The organism is Rhodococcus sp. IEGM 1305 (assembly GCF_030058635.1).
GTDB classification, from domain to species: domain Bacteria; phylum Actinomycetota; class Actinomycetes; order Mycobacteriales; family Mycobacteriaceae; genus Rhodococcus_F; species Rhodococcus_F opacus_D.
On the sequence record NZ_JASHKX010000023.1, the window covers coordinates 47,045 to 62,845 of the forward strand.

General features: G+C 67.2%; 13 protein-coding genes. 1 reads left to right on the forward strand and 12 read right to left on the reverse strand.

Annotated features, from left to right (window positions below; translation table 11 throughout):
• Positions 1 to 30: 30 nt before the first annotated feature.
• The 6 genes from QM693_RS25800 to QM693_RS25825 form a co-directional block, all read right to left on the reverse strand.
• Positions 31 to 1,269 (reverse strand): fatty acid desaturase family protein, encoded by a 1,239-nt coding sequence (locus QM693_RS25800; RefSeq protein WP_105413163.1) that lies wholly within the window; start codon positions 1,267 to 1,269, stop codon positions 31 to 33.
• Between the two features lie 111 nt (positions 1,270 to 1,380).
• A complete protein-coding gene (locus tag QM693_RS25805) occupies positions 1,381 to 2,637 on the reverse strand; it encodes a fatty acid desaturase family protein (protein ID WP_283335218.1) in 1,257 nt (418 codons plus the stop codon).
• A gap of 62 nt (positions 2,638 to 2,699) precedes the next feature.
• Positions 2,700 to 3,815, reverse strand: coding sequence for a ferredoxin reductase (locus QM693_RS25810; protein WP_105413165.1), 1,116 nt, complete (start codon positions 3,813 to 3,815; stop codon positions 2,700 to 2,702).
• 91 nt (positions 3,816 to 3,906) lie between these two features.
• On the reverse strand, positions 3,907 to 4,419 hold the full coding sequence (locus QM693_RS25815; RefSeq protein ID WP_283335217.1) for a DUF6912 family protein: 513 nt from the start codon (positions 4,417 to 4,419) through the stop codon (positions 3,907 to 3,909).
• Positions 4,420 to 4,449: 30 nt separating this feature from the next.
• Positions 4,450 to 5,874 carry a WS/DGAT/MGAT family O-acyltransferase gene (locus QM693_RS25820; RefSeq protein ID WP_280781633.1) on the reverse strand — a complete coding sequence of 475 codons (1,425 nt, stop codon included), beginning with the start codon at positions 5,872 to 5,874 and terminating at the stop codon, positions 4,450 to 4,452.
• Positions 5,868 to 6,305: an HAD-IA family hydrolase gene (locus QM693_RS25825; protein ID WP_037204691.1), complete on the reverse strand. Its 438-nt coding sequence runs from the start codon at positions 6,303 to 6,305 to the stop codon at positions 5,868 to 5,870. The genes QM693_RS25820 and QM693_RS25825 overlap by 7 nt, the downstream gene beginning before the upstream one ends.
• 105 nt (positions 6,306 to 6,410) lie before the next feature.
• On the opposite strand from QM693_RS25825, the gene QM693_RS25830 reads away from it, so the two are divergent.
• Entirely contained in the window at positions 6,411 to 6,935 is a 525-nt protein-coding gene (locus tag QM693_RS25830) for an Rv3235 family protein (RefSeq protein WP_283335216.1), read from the forward strand.
• Between the two features lie 13 nt (positions 6,936 to 6,948).
• Here the strand turns inward: QM693_RS25830 and secA are convergent, their stop codons facing one another.
• The 6 genes from secA to mtrA form a co-directional block, all read right to left on the reverse strand.
• On the reverse strand, positions 6,949 to 9,819 hold the full coding sequence (gene secA, locus QM693_RS25835; protein WP_283353777.1) for a preprotein translocase subunit SecA: 2,871 nt from the start codon (positions 9,817 to 9,819) through the stop codon (positions 6,949 to 6,951).
• Between the two features lie 151 nt (positions 9,820 to 9,970).
• Complete coding sequence (gene hpf, locus QM693_RS25840; protein ID WP_005259747.1) at positions 9,971 to 10,648, reverse strand: ribosome hibernation-promoting factor, HPF/YfiA family; 678 nt, start codon at positions 10,646 to 10,648, stop codon at positions 9,971 to 9,973.
• 171 nt (positions 10,649 to 10,819) lie between these two features.
• The gene (locus QM693_RS25845; protein WP_283353760.1) at positions 10,820 to 11,518 is read right to left on the reverse strand and encodes a ComF family protein; all 699 of its coding nucleotides are present in this window, start codon (positions 11,516 to 11,518) and stop codon (positions 10,820 to 10,822) included.
• A 31-nt stretch (positions 11,519 to 11,549) separates the two neighbouring features.
• Entirely contained in the window at positions 11,550 to 13,343 is a 1,794-nt protein-coding gene (gene lpqB, locus QM693_RS25850; protein WP_280781629.1) for an MtrAB system accessory lipoprotein LpqB, read from the reverse strand.
• Complete coding sequence (gene mtrB, locus QM693_RS25855) at positions 13,340 to 15,112, reverse strand: MtrAB system histidine kinase MtrB (protein ID WP_283353761.1); 1,773 nt, start codon at positions 15,110 to 15,112, stop codon at positions 13,340 to 13,342. Before mtrB ends, lpqB begins: the two co-directional genes overlap by 4 nt.
• On the reverse strand, positions 15,109 to 15,786 hold the full coding sequence (gene mtrA, locus QM693_RS25860) for an MtrAB system response regulator MtrA (RefSeq protein ID WP_005240059.1): 678 nt from the start codon (positions 15,784 to 15,786) through the stop codon (positions 15,109 to 15,111). Before mtrA ends, mtrB begins: the two co-directional genes overlap by 4 nt.
• Positions 15,787 to 15,801: the final 15 nt, after the last annotated feature.

Here is a 15,801-nt window from a genome sequence, read left to right on the forward strand (position 1 = left end):
GTCTGTAGCGGAACTTTCCAGCGGAACTTTCTAGCGGGACAGCAGCGCGCGGAGACCGCGGCGCTTGCGGGTGCGCTTGATCGCGGTACTCAGCCCCTGACGGCGGCCGGTCACGGGATCGATTGTCGCCGTGGTGTTTCCACCGAACTTGCGCTCCGATGCCGTCTCCGGTGCGTCGTCCGCGGTCGCCTTGAGATACTTGTTCGGCAGCGACAGCTTGGCGATGGTGCGCCACGACTTCCCGTACTGCACGAGGAAGGGCCCGGTCGTGTACGGCAGGTCGTACTTGTCGCACAGTTCCCGCACCCGCACAGCGATCTCCGCGTAGCGGTTGCTCGGCAGGTCGGGGAACAGGTGGTGCTCGATCTGGTAGCTGAGGTTGCCGGACATGAAGTCCATCAGCTTGCCGCCCTCGATGTTCGCGCTACCGAGCATCTGCCGCAGGTACCACTGGGGCTGCGTTTCCTTGTCGATGTCCGCCTTGGTGAACTTCTCGGCGCCGTCCGGGAAGTGCCCGCAGAAGATGATCGCGTTGGTCCACACGTTGCGGATCATGTTCGCGGCGATGTTGGCGGTGAGCGTGCTCTTCCACGCGGGACCCGTGACCGCGGGGTGGATGACGTAGTCCTTGAGGATCTGCTTGCCGACCTTCTCGCCGACCTCGCGGAGCTTGCGCTGGGTCTCCTCGCTCGGCACGCGCCCCTTGGCGACCTTGCCGAGTTCGAGATGCTGCGCCGCGATTCCGTACTCGAAGAACAGCGCGAGCAGCGTGTTGTACAGGAGATTGCCGGTGTTGAACGGCTTCCACCGCTGGTCGCGCGTGACGCGCAGCAGTCCGTATCCCACGTCGTCGTCCATGCCGAGGACGTTGGTGTACTTGTGGTGAATGTAGTTGTGCGTCTGCTTCCAGTGAGCGGACGGACCCGTCACGTCCCACTCCCACGAGGTGGAGTGGATCTCGGGATCGTTCATCCAGTCCCACTGGCCGTGCATCACGTTGTGGCCGAGTTCCATGTTCTCGATGATCTTCGACAGCGAAAGCATGGCCGTGCCCGCCAGCCAAGCGGGACGCCGCTTGCTCGCGAAGAGAACGGCTCGGCCACCGATTTCGAGGGAACGCTGCAGTCTGATCGTGTTTCGCACGTACCGCGCGTCACGCTCCCCGCGGGACTCTTCGATATCGCGCCGGATCGCATCGAGCTCGCGTCCGAGCGACTCGATGTCGGCTTCGGTGAGATGTGCGTATTCCTTGACGTCTGCAATCGCCATGGGGGACCTCCTCCTGGCTGGGTCGACAGTTCACACCCGTGGGCGCTGACTCGACCTACCGTACCGTAAGTTACGACACCGTAGGTTACCTGAGTGTAGGTGTGAGTGAAATCACCGTCGGCGTCGCGGAATCCTGGCCTCCGCGCGGGCGCGCAACGCCGACAGCAGACCCCGCCGCTGCCCCGTGACGGGATCCGTACGCAACGTCTCGACCATGGCGGCACCCGCATCACGGGCGTCACGGAACTTGCGTTCGGAGGACGTCTCCGGGGCGTCGTCCGCCGTCGCCCGCAGGAACCGGTCGGGCAGCGCGAGTTTGTGGATCGTGCGCAGAGCCAGCAGGTACTGCTTGGCGAGCGAACCCGTGGTGTACGGCAGGTCGTACTTCTCGCACAGCGCCCGGACCTTCACCGCGATCTCCGGGTACCGGTTGCTCGGCAGGTCCGGGAACAGGTGATGCTCGATCTGGTAGCTGAGGTTCCCGCTCATGAAACCCATGACCTTGCCGGAATCGAAATTCGCGCTGCCGAGCATCTGCCGGAGATACCACTCGTGCCGGGTCTCGTTCTCGTATTCGTCCACCGTGAACTTCTCGGCACCGTCCGGGAAGTGCCCGCAGAAGATCACCACATAGGCCCACAGATTCCGCACGAGATTGGCGGTGGCATTGGCCGTGAGCGTCGACTTCCACGCCGGCCCCGCGAGCACCGGGAACAGGAGGAAGTCCTTGCCGACCTGGCGGAAGATCTTGCGACCGAAATCCTTGTTGGCCTGGGAATTGAGCTGCCCCTTCTCCGCACCCTCGAGCTCGGCAGCGAACGTGAGGTCGTGGAGCGCAATCCCCCACTCGAACGTGGCGGCCAGGATGATGTTGGCGAAGGGCTGCAGCAGATTGATCGGCCGCCACTCCTCGTCGCGGGTCATCCTGAGGATGCCGAACCCCACATCGGAATCCATTCCCACGATGTTGGTGAACGTGTGGTGGGAGTAGTTGTGCGCCCGCTTCCAATGCTCCGAGGGGCCCGTCTGATCCCACTCCCACGACATGGAGTGGATCTCCGGATCGTTCATCCAGTCCCACTGGCCGTGCATCACGTTGTGGCCGAGTTCCATGTTCTCGATGATCTTCGAGAGGGACAGCATCGCGGTGCCCGCGAGCCACGCCGGGCGGTAGCGGCTTCCGAACAACGCAAGCCGGCCACCGAGCTCCAACAGCCGTTGCGCCCTGATGGCCCGGCGGATGTAGCGGGCGTCGCGAACGCCCCGCGAATCCTCCACGTCGAGCCGGATCGCATCCAACTCACGCCCGAGCGATTCGATGTCCGCTTCGGTCAGATGCGCGAACTCTTTGATGTCGGTGATCGCCACCGTGCTCCTCCGTCTGGTGAGAGTCCGAGAATAGCGGAGTCAGGTGAACAACACGCTCACGCTTACGCGTCGAGCGTGCAGTCCCCTGCCGCCGCGGAGATACAGGTCTGGACTCGGTCACCTTCGGCGTGCTGCTTGCCCGACCTCAGGTCGATGGCATGCCCAGCGAGAATCGGCACGACACAGGTCTGGCAGATACCCATCCGGCAGCCGAACGGCATCAGTGCCCCGACCTTCTCACCGGCCTCGAGGAGAGTGGTCGCACCGTCGATCGACACGGTCTTGTCGGCCTTGGCGAACGTCACGGTCCCGCCCTCGCCGGACGTGTCCGCGCGGGAGACGGCGAACCGCTCGAGGTGCAACTTGTTCTCGATGCCCTCGTCGCGCCACAGCGTCTCGATCTCGTCGAGCATCGGCAGCGGGCCGCAGGCCCACGTCTGCCGTTCACGCCAGTCCGGGCACACCTCGTCGAGCGAGGACAACGCGAACTTGCCCTGACTGCGGGTGAGCTGGATCTTGCACCGGAAGTCGTCGTGCTCCTCGTGGAGCTGGGTGAGCTCGTCGGCGAACATCACGTCGGCGTCGGTGGGCGCCGAGTGGACGTGGAAGACGTCGGGAAGCTGACCGCGCCGGTTCATCGTGCGCAGCATCGCCATCACGGGCGTGATGCCACTGCCCGCGGTGAGGAACAGGATCCGCTCCGGCGGCGGGTCGGGCAGCGCGAAGTTGCCCGTGGGGGTCGCGAGCCGCACGATCGTCCCCGAGGGCACACCGTTGACGAGGTGACTCGACAGGAATCCCTCGGGCATCGCCTTGACGGCGATGGAGATGAGCTTGTCGTCCCAGTTCGGCGGCGAGGTGAGCGAGTACGAGCGCCAGTGCCAGCGTCCGTCGATGTGCAGACCGATCCCGATGTACTGGCCGGGCTCGTAGTCGAAATCGAATCCCCAGCCCGGCTTGATGACGATCGTGGCCGAGTCCGCGGTCTCCGCGCGCACCTCCACGATCTGTCCACGCAGTTCGCGAGCCGACCACAGCGGGTTGGCCAGGTGCAGGTAGTCGTCGGGCAGCAACGGCGTCGTGAGCCGTGCCGCCGCGCCACGCAACCAATTGAGCTTGGACCGCTTGGCGGGCACGACCGCTGCTGCGGGCGCCTCGATCCAATCCTTCAGACCCATCCGACCTCCACCTTTTCCGTCATGACCTACGCTACCGTAGGTTATCAAGTTACGGTACCGTAGGTTACCCCAAGGTAAGAGGACGTACCGGTCAGAGTAGTTCGAGCAGGAACGGAAGCTCCTGAGTGGCGTACCACGCCAGCACATGATCCTCCGCGTCACCGAGAACGAACTCTGCGTCGGGGTCCCCGAGATCCGCCTCGTCGATCGCCGACACGGCCCGCTCGATGTCCGGCTCCGCCTCCGCCAGATCCACGTGCACGGACGCGACCGTGCCGATCGTCACCGGACCGGGCAACCGGACCACGGCGTCGTCGAGGTCCGGCCGCGGCGTCACGTCGTCCACGTCCGCGGCGACCACGGCGCGACGGAACCGAACCCCGTCGCTCCCGCTCTCCCCCACCCGGCCCGCGATCAGTCGCAGCGAGGCCCGGGCGGCCTCGGCCATCGCGACCTCGGCCAGTTCCTCGTCGTCGCCCGACGAGTACGCCTCGCGGAGCGTGGGGGTGACGGCGAACGCGGTACGGCTCATCGGATCGAACTCCCGGTCGGTGAGGAGCCGCTGGAGGATCTCGATCGTCGCGGGAACGTATACCCTCGTCATGCGGCACCCGTCATTCGCACCGCGGACTTCTCACCGGCTGGCATCCAACAACTCCTCGAGAGATTCGTACAGCAGCGCCGCCACCACGTCCACGTCGGCCATGGCGTCACGGTCTGCATTCAAACCGTAGTAGACGTTGCCGTCGTAGGACGTCAGGCCGATGCTCAAAGTCTGGTTTTTCAGCAGCGGCGACACCGGATACATCTCGAGCATCCGCGCTCCCCCGACGTACAGCGGCAGCTGCGGACCCGGCGCGTTGGTGATCATCAGATTGAACATTCGCTGCGAGAAACTGCTCGCGACACGGGCACTCATCGCGTGCAGCGTGGCCGGCGCGAATCCCGACAAACGCACCAGGGTCTCCGCGGTGACCCGCTGACTCTGCTTCGCGTGCGCCTCCATCGCATGCGCCACGTGCGACAGCCGCACCACGGCATTCGGTTCCCCGACCGGCAGGTCGATGAGGAACGACGACACCATGCTCCGCGGATCCGCCCACTCGTCGCGGCGTGACGCCTCGTCGTCGGCCTCGGGATCCGTCGCGTACACGGACATCGGGACCATGGCCCGGACCGTGGTCGACTCGGCCACCGGCTCGCCGCGGGAGAGCAGCCAGTACCGCATCGCACCCGACACGACCGCGAGGATGACGTCGTTGACCTCACACCCGTACTGCGCGCGGATCTTCCGGTAGTCACCCAGTTCGGTCTTGACCACCGCGAAGCGCCGATTGCGGGAAATGGTCGCGTTCAGCGGACTCGCCGGCGCCACCTGCGTGGCGGTGCGCACGACGGCGGCCACCTTGCCGACGGCGCGCACTGTCTCGCCGAGCGCAGACGCCATGTCACCCAACGTCATCCGCAGCGCCGCCAGCCCTTCGCCCGGCCGCGCCACCATCTCCGCCAGCGCCCCGGCGATGAGGGTGGACTCACTGGGGGCGGGGCTCGGCATCCACAGTTCCTCGGCCATGGGCCGCCGGGTCTTCGCCGGGTCCAGGATCACCTGGCCGATCTCGAGCGCCGTCTCGCCGTCGACCAGCGAGGAATGGGACTTCGTGAAGATGGCGAAGCGATTGTTCGACAACCCCTCCACCAGGTACATCTCCCACAGCGGTCGCGTGTTGTCGAGCGGCCGCGACGTGAGCCGCGCGACCAGATCGTGCAACTGGGCATCCGATCCCGGCTTCGGCAGCGCCGACCGCCGGACGTGGTACTCGATGTCGAAGTCCTGGTCGTCCACCCACACCGGCCGCGACAGTCCCAGCGCCACCTCCCGCACCTTCTGCCGGTAGCGGGGCACCAGGCTCAGCCGTTCTTCGACGAGGCTCAGTAATTCCTCGTAGGACAACCCGTTTCGCGGCTTGCGGAAGATCGCGAGCGACCCCACGTGCATCGGCGTGCTGCTCGCCTCGAGAAAGTAGAACGACGCGTCCTGCGTAGTCAGTCTCGTCACCATGTCGGCGCCTGTCCCCCTTGCATCCCGTCTCGATCGACCTCGAGAAGTATCGCTATCTCGTCCGCGGTGGCGCCGCCGTCGACGTGGTGGATACCCACCATCCCGACGGCCACCGCACCCCGGACATTGACCGACAGGTCGTCGACGAAGATACAGTCCCCCGGGGCCAGACCGAGCGCGTCGGCCGTCAGCCGGTAGATCCGCGGATCAGGTTTGGCGACACCGACATCCCCGGACAGCACGACCTGATCGACCAGCCGGCCGTCACCGAGTTCCCGCAGCCACTGCGCGCCGGGACCACCGGGATCGTTACTGAGGATCGCGGTACGCACCCCACGAGTCCGGGCACCGGCGAGGACGGACGACAGGCCGTCCATGTCCGAACCGGGACCCGCGAGAACTCCTCCGAAGTCCAATATCAATCCCCGCACGTCCCCACCCTAGGGTCCGCTCACCGGTTCGGCGACACGACGACGGGATCCGTGCGAGTATGACCGCTACGACGGCCGTCTCATGCCGAAACCGGGGGGTAAGAAATGAGTGAGTCCTACACGTTCCTGTCACGGGTGCCGCGCTTCGAGCCGGCCGCCGGTGACGTCCCCGCACCACCTCTGCCGGGGCGTTCGGCGGTGCCGTCGGGCGGGCGGCACGCGGCCGGGCGCGGCAGGCACCGCTCGTCGCCCCACTCGGGGGCGTCGCCACGCACCGCCGCGACGCAGCCGGGAACTCTGCCTCTTCCGTCGCCGGACGTCCAGCGATTCACTGAGCAGGCGTTCCGGCTGGTCCTCGAAGTGCTGGATCGGCGCCGCAACGTGCGGCAACTGCGGCCGCTGGTGACGCCGTCGCTCGTCGACGTCGTGCGCACCCTCGCGCTGTCGGAGTCGCGTGCCCGGCGACTCGGTGTCGCGACGCTCGTCCGCGTACACCTGCGCGCGGTGGAGCCGTGCGCGTTCGAGGCCTTCGGCACCTACGGCCGGGGACCGCGGATCTTCGTGATCGCAGCCCGTGTCGAACAGCAGTCCGACACGGGCTGGACCGTCACCTCGCTGGTGATCGGCTGATCGACTCCCGCGGTCAGCGCTTGCGCTTGGTCCGCGGGGCCTTCTTGCCCTTCGACTGCGACCGCGCGGCCTCCCGCCGCTGACGACGGGTTCCGGCGTCGGCGGCATCGTCCGACTCGGCCGCTCCGCGGCGGCTGAGCTGCGCGTTGCCGTCCTCGGCAGGCCCGGAGTAGGTGAGCCCGCGGGGCTCGCCGTCGTCCAGCCCCTTCGCGCGGAGGGCGGACGGCGCCGCCGTGCCCTGCGCCTGCTGCGCCGCCTCCTGGGTGGGCAGTGGCCGCGGCGCGGTCGGAGCGGGCGAGGCCGACGCCGTCGCCGCTGCGGAAGCCGCGGTGACGCTGACGCCCGGGGCCTGCGCCGCCTGCGGGGCGGCCGCCTCGACCTGAAGGTTGAACAGGAATCCGACCGACTCCTCCTTCAGGCCCTCGAGCATGCCGCCGAACATGTCGAAGCCTTCGCGCTGGTACTCGACGAGCGGATCACGCTGGGCCATCGCCCGCAGGCCGATGCCCTCCTTGAGGTAGTCCATCTCGTAGAGGTGCTCGCGCCACTTGCGGTCGAGCACGCTCAGCAGGACCCGTCGCTCCAGTTCGCGCATCGATCCCTCGCCGGCGACACCGTCGATCTCGGCCTCTCGCCGGGCGTAGGCGTCGTGTGCGTCCTTCAGCAGGGTCTCGCGCAGCTCGTCGGCGGTGATGTCGTTGGTCTCACCGTCGTCGCTGTCGCCGACCAGTTCCTTGTAGTCGACGCCGACCGGGTACAGCGTCTTGAGGGCCGTCCACAGTTGTTCGAGATCCCAGTCCTCGACGTATCCCTCGGCGGTGGCGCCGTCGACGTAGGCGGTGACCACGTCGGTGATCATCTTCTCGACCTGGCCCTCCATGTCCTTGCCTTCGAGGATCTGGCGGCGCTCGTTGTAGATGACCGTGCGCTGCTGGTTCATCACCTCGTCGTACTTGAGGACGTTCTTGCGGATCTCGAAGTTCTGCTGCTCGACCTGCGTCTGAGCGCTCTTGATGGCCTTCGAGACCATCTTCGCCTCGATGGGAACGTCGTCGGGCAGGTTGAGCCGGGTCATGATCGACTCGAGCGCCGCGCCGTTGAACCGTCGCATCAACTCGTCGCCGAGCGACAGGTAGAACCGTGACTCACCCGGATCGCCCTGACGGCCGGAGCGGCCGCGCAACTGGTTGTCGATACGCCGGGACTCGTGCCGCTCGGTGCCGAGGACATAGAGTCCGCCCGCCTCACGAACCTTGTCCGCGTCGGCCTTGACCTCGGCCTTGACCTGGTCGAGGACGTCGTCCCACGCCGCCTCGTAGTCGTCGGGCGTGTGGACGGGGTCGAGCCCCTGCTTGCGGAGCGCGATGTCCGCGATGATGTCGGGGTTGCCGCCCAGCACGACGTCGGTACCGCGACCGGCCATGTTGGTCGCCACGGTGACGGCGCCCGACCTGCCGGCCTCGGCGATGATCTGGGCTTCCTGCTCGTGGAACTTCGCGTTCAGCACGTTGTGCGCCACGCCGCGCTTGGTGAACTGCTTCGACAGGTACTCGGACCGCTCGACGCTGGTGGTGCCGATCAGGACCGGCTGGCCCTTCTCGTGCCGCTCCACCACGTCGTCGACGACGGCGTCGAACTTGGCTTCCTCGGTCTTGTAGATCAGGTCGCCGTTGTCGACGCGGACCATCGGCCGGTTGGTGGGGATCGGGATGACGCCGAGGTTGTAGATCTGGTGCAGCTCGGCGGCCTCGGTCTCGGCCGTACCCGTCATGCCCGACAGCTTGTCGTAGAGACGGAAGTAGTTCTGGAGTGTGATCGTGGCGAGGGTCTGGTTCTCGGCCTTGATCTCGACCTTCTCCTTGGCCTCGATCGCCTGGTGCATGCCCTCGTTGTACCGGCGGCCGACGAGGACGCGGCCGGTGAACTCGTCGACGATGATCACTTCGCCGTCGCGGACGATGTAGTCCTTGTCCTTGGTGTAGAGCTCCTTGGCCTTGATGGCGTTGTTCAGGTAGCTCACGAGCGGCGAGTTGGCGGCCTCGTACAGGTTGTCGATGCCGAGCTGGTCCTCGACGAGCTCGACCCCGGCCTCGTGGACGCCGATGGTGCGCTTGCGGATGTCGACCTCATAGTGCACGTCCCGCTTGAGCAGCGGCGCGATGCGAGCGAACTCGGCGTACCACTTGCTCGAGGCGTCGGCGGGACCGGAGATGATGAGGGGGGTCCGGGCCTCGTCGATGAGGATGGAGTCGACCTCGTCGACGACGGCGAAGCTGTGACCGCGCTGGACGAGATCGTCCAGGGAGTGCGTCATGTTGTCGCGCAGGTAGTCGAACCCGAACTCGTTGTTGGTGCCGTATGTAATGTCGGCCGCATAGGCTGCGCGACGCTCGGCCGGCGACATGCCGGACAGGATCACGCTGGTGTCGAGGCCGAGGAAGCGGTGGACACGGCCCATCCACTCGGAGTCGCGCTTGGCGAGGTAGTCGTTGACCGTGACGACGTGCACGCCGTCTCCGGCGATCGCATTGAGGTACGCGGGCAACACGCAGGTCAGGGTCTTGCCCTCACCCGTCTTCATCTCGGCGATGTTGCCGAAGTGGAGGGCGGCGCCGCCCATGATCTGCACGTGGAAGTGCCGCTGGTCGATGACCCGCCAGGACGCCTCGCGGGCGACCGCGAACGCCTCGGGCAGCAGCTCGTCGAGCGTCTCGCCGTCGCGGTAGCGGGCGCGGAACTCCTCGGTCTTCGCGCGGAGTTGCTCGTCGGTCAGGTCTTCGACCTCGGGCGACAGCGAGGAAACGTGGTCGGCGATGTGCTTGAGCCGCTTGACCATGCGACCTTCACCAACACGGAGCAGCTTCGATAGCGACAGCGACGGCACAGTCTTGTTCGTCCTCAATCTTCGGCAGTGGATGGGTGACACACAAAATCCGGCCGGAGGTCCGAGAACCCCGGCCGGATTCCATGGTAGGCGCTTCCGCGATCGGACGAGTAGACCGACCGCTCGGATCGTCAGGCGGAACGGGAGTACATCACGCCAGACGGATCAATCCGTAGTCGAACGCGTGCCGCCGGTAGACGACGGTCGCCTTGTCCGACTCCTTGTCGTGGAACAGGAAGAAATCGTGTCCTACCAGCTCCATCTCGTACAAAGCATCGTCGACGGTCATCGGCGTGGCCTTGTGTTCCTTGGTACGCACGACATGACCCGGTGTGTGCTCGTCCGGCATCTGACCGTCCAGGGAGATGTCGGGACTGATGCCGAGACTGTCGTCCTCGGCGAGTGCGGCGGTGGCCTCCGCCACCGACACCGGGGTCTTTTCCCCGTAGTGGACCTTTTTGCGGTCCTTGGTGCGGCGGAGCCTGCTCTCGAGCTTGGCGGTCACCGACTCGAATGCTGCATAGAAGCTGTCGGCGCATGCCTCGGCTCGGGCTACCGGCCCCTTGCCTCGGGCAGTGATCTCGACGCGCTGGCAGTTTTTCCTCTGGCGTCGATTGGGTTCGTGGTGAAGTTCGACATCGAACAGAAATATGGAGGGATCGAAGCGCTCGAGGCGCGACAGCTTCTCGGAGACGTACACGCGGAAGTGGTCGGGTACCTCGACGTTGCGTCCCTTGACGACGATCTCGGCGTTGGGGGTATCCGTCTTCTCTTGTGCATCCGTTGTGCGGTCGTCGACGAAAACCGAGGCTTGCGAAGGGGTCGTCACTCGTACCTCCCGATTACGGCCCCGCCCCTTGATGGGCGGCGGCGAGTTTGAGCAATGCCGGAAGGGGGTCCGCCCGGCACCAGGTTCGAAGTTCCACCTCCTACCTGTGTTTTCGGGTGTGTCCGCGACGCTAGTACGTAACGCGCGCGAGTGCCACTGTTCGGCAGAATTTCATCCGACACCCGCCACGACGACCACCGCGCTCACTCGGATACCCACTCGCGACAGCACCCGGACCGACTCGGCGGCGGTCGCCCCGGTGGTCGACACGTCGTCCAGCAGTACCACCGATACCCGTTGCAGTGCATCCGATTCCGACAAGAGATGCCGTGCGAATCCGCGACCGCTGCGCGTCAACCGGACGCCACCCTCGAGGTTTACTCGACGTTGATCTGCGCTCAGTCCGACCGAATCGCGCACGGCGTGTCGCATCACGAGCGCGGGGCACACGCGTCTGCCTCCCACCGCGGCGACGGCGATCCGGGTGACGGGGTCGCCGCCGCGTGCACGGGCGGCCCGGGGACGCGTCGGGGCCGGCACCAGAACCACCGGGGCCACGTCCGGCGGGTCGAGTTCACCCCACTGCTGCAGACGGCACAGGGCGCCCGCGACGGCGGATCCGAGGGGCGCAGCGAGATCACGCCGCCCGCGTTCCTTCGCGGCGATCACGGCCCGACGGCGGGCACCCGAGTACGGCCCGAGGGCCCACACCCCGACCCCGGGATCCACGCGGGGCCGGAGCAGCACGGGATCGTCGGCCAACTCCGTGGCGCAGCGGGCACACCACTGAGTGCCCGGCACCCCGCACCCGCCGCATTCGGCGGGCAGGATCAGGTCGAGCAGGCTCCGGAGGCCGGGCAGGGCGCGCATGCGGGCAGTATCGGCGACCGCACCGACAGCCTCAGCCCGGCAGGACCGGGATCGCCTTCACACCCGTCAATCCGGGGACCTCCCGCCAGTACCGGTCGCCCGCCGGATCGTTGTTGTTCAACTGGAACACCGCGCGGGAGTCGGCGACGAACTCCGTGGTCGTGGACGCGTCCACGGCCACCACCGGCGCGGTCAGGTTGCGGCTCGGCAGCGCGTCCATCCGCGAGCCGTCGACGGCCACCTGCACCACCGGGATGTCCGAGGCCGCGCGCGCGACGACGATCGTGTCGCTCGTGCTCCAGTCCAGCGACAGCGCCGGGCTGCCCAGACCGATCGCGACCGCACGGGGATTCGTCAACGCGTACTCACCGCCCGGCATCTGGGTGACGATCGCGAGGTAGACCTTGCCGTCGACGATCAGCGCCGCGCGCACCCCGTCGCGGGACAGCCGCAACTCGGTGATCGTGGCACCCAGCGCGGTGACGGCGCCGGCATCGACGTTGACCACCGACGTCCGGCCGGTTCCGGGCTCGCGCAACACCCGAATCACCGTGTTGCCGTTGACCGCTGCCCAGATCGCCGAATTGTCGGGTGCCCATGTCGGGCGGGTGATCGCGCCGCCTTCGAGCACCGACGCGGCACCGTCCTCGTATGCGCCGACCATCAGCGAACTCGCGGGTTCCGGGGCGGGACGCCCGGTGTCCGCGACCGCGGCGACCAGCTTTCCGTCCTGCGACAGCGCGAGCGAACGCATGTTGCGGGCCGAACCGAAGTACCCGGGCACCGGGGTGACGCCAGTCTCGGTGACGCTCACCATCGACCCCTCACGCAGCGCGTGCAGCCCCACGGTGGCACTCGAGGTCGCGAACGGATTCATCGACGCGACGTCCGCGGTGGTCCACCCGTTCGGGAACCGCTCGTCGAAGGGCTCGCCGTCGGCGAGCAGCACATACGGGCCCGAGATCTCCGCGTTGGCCAGCGTCCAGATCACCTGCGCCGCGAACAGCTGCTTCGCCTGCGCGTCCATGGGCGGCACGCCGGCGAAATCGATCCGGATGCCGCCGAGCCCCACCCCCACCTGCGCGGTGCGGCCGTCGGCCTTCGTGATCGGGCCCCGCACGGACACGCCGTCACCGAGCTCGTTGCGCACGGCCGGGGCGAGGGCGGCCTTCGGCCCGTCGATCAGCAGGCCGATCAGCTGCGACGCCATCTGGTCCTGGGCGCCCGACACCCAGCGCGGATCCGGCACGACCGTCGTCCCGGCCGGATCCAGGAAGTACAGCGATTTGCGCTGATAGGTGTTCAGGAACTGTGCCCGGTCCAGGATCACGCCGGCGGGGAGCTCGGAGATCCTCCACTCCCCGTCGAGTAGCTCGAGGCTGATCTTCGTCTCGAAGCTTCCCTCCTCCGCCACGTACAGTCCGCCGGGCTCGAGCTGCCCCACCTTGTTGGCGCGGATCGTGTACGTCGCCTTGTCGGCGGACCGGGTCTCCGGCAGCACGTCGACCTTGTCGACGATGGTCGCGCTGGCCGCGTCGTCCCAGCTGCCGGACACCCCGGCGGTGAGGAATTGGCGGGCCGCCAGATGCCGGTCGGTCGGGTCCGTGCTGGCCTTGAAGAAGTCGCGGAGCAGCAGGTCGGGTTCACGCCCCGGCGCGGGGGCCGCGACACTCGATCCCGGCGAGTCACGGTTGATCGTGCCGATCGCCTGCGGTGTGGAGGAATCCGGGAGGCTCGCGCACCCACTGACCGTCACGAGCACCGCCAGGACGATCGCTCCGCACACCGACCGCGACAGCAGGGCGGATCGCCGGCCGGGCGTCACAGGTCCTGCTCCGGAAGGTGCGAACCGTCTCGGTCACCGACGTGCGCTCGCTCGCGCTTCCGGGGAACCGTGCGGGACTCGTCGGCCACCGTCTCCGGGCTCTCGTTGCGCACCGGCAACGTGGTGTCGCCCGGGACGGGCTGCCCTTGAACGTATTTCGCGGTTCCCGGTTTCAACGGCAGCGGGCTCGACACGACCTTGCGGCCCCGCACCCGCGGCAGCGTCAGCCGGAAGCAGGCGCCTTGGCCGGGTTCGCCCCACGCCTCGAGCCTGCCGTCGTGGAGATTCGCGTCCTCCACACTGATCGCGAGTCCGAGGCCGGTACCGCCCGACCGTCGCACACGCGACGGGTCGGACCGCCAGAACCTGTTGAACACCAGCTTCTCCTCGCCCGGCCGCAGCCCCACGCCCTGGTCGCGCACGATGAACGCCGCAGCGCTGTCGTCGGCGCGCAGGCGCAGCAGCACCGGTTTGCCTTCTCCGTGATCGATCGCGTTCGCGAGGAGGTTCCGCAGAATGCGTTCCACGCGACGCGGGTCCACCTCGGCCATGACTGCCTGATCGGGCAGGTCCACGATCAGTTCGGTCCCGCTCTCGCGCGCGAGGTGACGGACCGTCGAGATCGCCGCACGCGCACACATCCGGACGTCGAGTTGCTCGGCGGCCAGTTCCGCGACACCGGCGTCGTGCCTGCTGATCTCGAGGAGGTCGGCCAGCAACCCCTCGAACCGGTCGAGTTCGGCGACCAGCAATTCCGACGACCGCCGGAGCACGGGGTCGAGGTCGTCGCTGCCGTCGTGGATGAGGTCGGCCGCCATGCGCACGGTCGTCAGCGGGGTCCGCAGCTCGTGGCTCACGTCGGAGGTGAATCTCTTCTGGAGATTTCCGAACTCCTCGAGCTGGGTGATCTGTTTCGAGAGGCTCTCGGCCATCTCGTTGAACGACATCGCCAGCCGGGCCATGTCGTCCTCGCCGCGCACGGGCATGCGTTCCTTCAGCCGGCCGTCGGCGAAGCGCACCGCGATCCGGGACGCCGACCGGATGGGCAGAACCACCTGCCGGGCGACGAGGAGCGCGATGGCCGCGAGCAGCACGGCGAGCACCGCACCACCCACCAGCAGCGTGCCGCGAACCAGCGACAGGCTGCGGTCCTCACTGGCCAGCGGGAACACGAGGTACAGCTCGAGCGTGGAGATCGCGGACGCGGTCGGGCTCCCGACGATCAGCGCCGGCCCCGAATAGCCTTCGGGATCGTTCACGGTGGCGAACTGATAGGCAACCTGACCGGCCTGGACGAACGCCCGCAACGATTCCGGGATCTGGTCCGCCGGACCGCTGGACGTCGGGGCCCGGGGGCCGTCACCGGGCACGATCAGCACGGGGTCGAACGTTCCCGCCGACCCCGACGCCTGACCGGCGTCGGGCTCCCGGTTCGTCAGCGCGGCCCGGGCACCGTCGAGCTGGGTGGTGGGCGAACTACTGTCGTCCGCGCCGGCCAACTGCCCCTCGACCGTGCTGCGGGCACGGTCCATCTCCTCGGTCGCCGCGTTGATCTTCGTTTCGAGCAGACGGTCGGTGATCTGACTCGTCAGCACGACGCCGAGCACGACGATGACGATGAGCGACAACGTCAACGTCGAGACGACGACCCTCAGCTGCAGCGAACGACGCCACGTGTGCGCGAGGGTATTGCTCAGTGAGTGACCCCACCGAAGGATCGGCGAAACGCGTCGGTTGACGCGACGCCGCCATCGGGAAACACCTGTCACGGCGGTCCGGCCTTGTAGCCGACCCCCCTGACCGTCAAAACCACTTCGGGATTTTCGGGATCAGTCTCGACCTTGGCCCGCAGACGCTGAACGTGCACGTTGACCAGTCGGGTGTCGGCTGCATGTCGGTAACCCCACACCTGCTCGAGCAGGACCTCACGGGTGAACACCTGTCGCGGCTTGCGCGCCAGAGCCACCAGGAGGTCGAACTCGAGGGGGGTGAGGGAGATCAGTTCTTCGCCCCGGCTCACCTTGTGGGCGGGGACGTCGATGACGATGTCGGCGATGCTGAGCAGCTCGGCCGGCTCGTCCTCGGTCCGGCGAAGCCGTGCCCGAACCCGCGCCACCAGCTCCTTCGGCTTGAACGGCTTCATGATGTAGTCGTCCGCGCCGGATTCCAATCCGAGGACCACGTCGACGGTGTCCGTCTTCGCGGTCAGCATCACGATGGGCACACCGGAATCGGCCCGCAGGACGCGGCACACGTCGATGCCGTTCATGCCGGGCAGCATCAGGTCGAGCAGCACGAGGTCCGGGCGTGTCTCCCGGACCGCGGTGAGCGCCTGGGTCCCGTCCCCCACCACATACGGATCGAATCCTTCGCCGCGGAGGACGATCGTGAGCATCTCCGCGAGCGCAGTGTCGTCGTCGACAACCAGAATCCTTGGCTTCATGTCCCTATCGTTGCA

Coding starts and splice junctions, on each gene's coding strand:
- QM693_RS25800 (WP_105413163.1), bottom strand. CDS start 1,269: ATGGCGATTGCAGACGTCAAGGAATACGCACATCTCACCGAAGCCGAC.
- QM693_RS25810 (WP_105413165.1), bottom strand. CDS start 3,815: ATGGGTCTGAAGGATTGGATCGAGGCGCCCGCAGCAGCGGTCGTGCCC.
- QM693_RS25815 (WP_283335217.1), bottom strand. CDS start 4,419: ATGACGAGGGTATACGTTCCCGCGACGATCGAGATCCTCCAGCGGCTC.
- QM693_RS25820 (WP_280781633.1), bottom strand. CDS start 5,874: ATGGTGACGAGACTGACTACGCAGGACGCGTCGTTCTACTTTCTCGAG.
- QM693_RS25830 (WP_283335216.1), top strand. CDS start 6,411: ATGAGTGAGTCCTACACGTTCCTGTCACGGGTGCCGCGCTTCGAGCCG.
- QM693_RS25845 (WP_283353760.1), bottom strand. CDS start 11,518: ATGCGCGCCCTGCCCGGCCTCCGGAGCCTGCTCGACCTGATCCTGCCC.
- mtrA (WP_005240059.1), bottom strand. CDS start 15,786: ATGAAGCCAAGGATTCTGGTTGTCGACGACGACACTGCGCTCGCGGAG.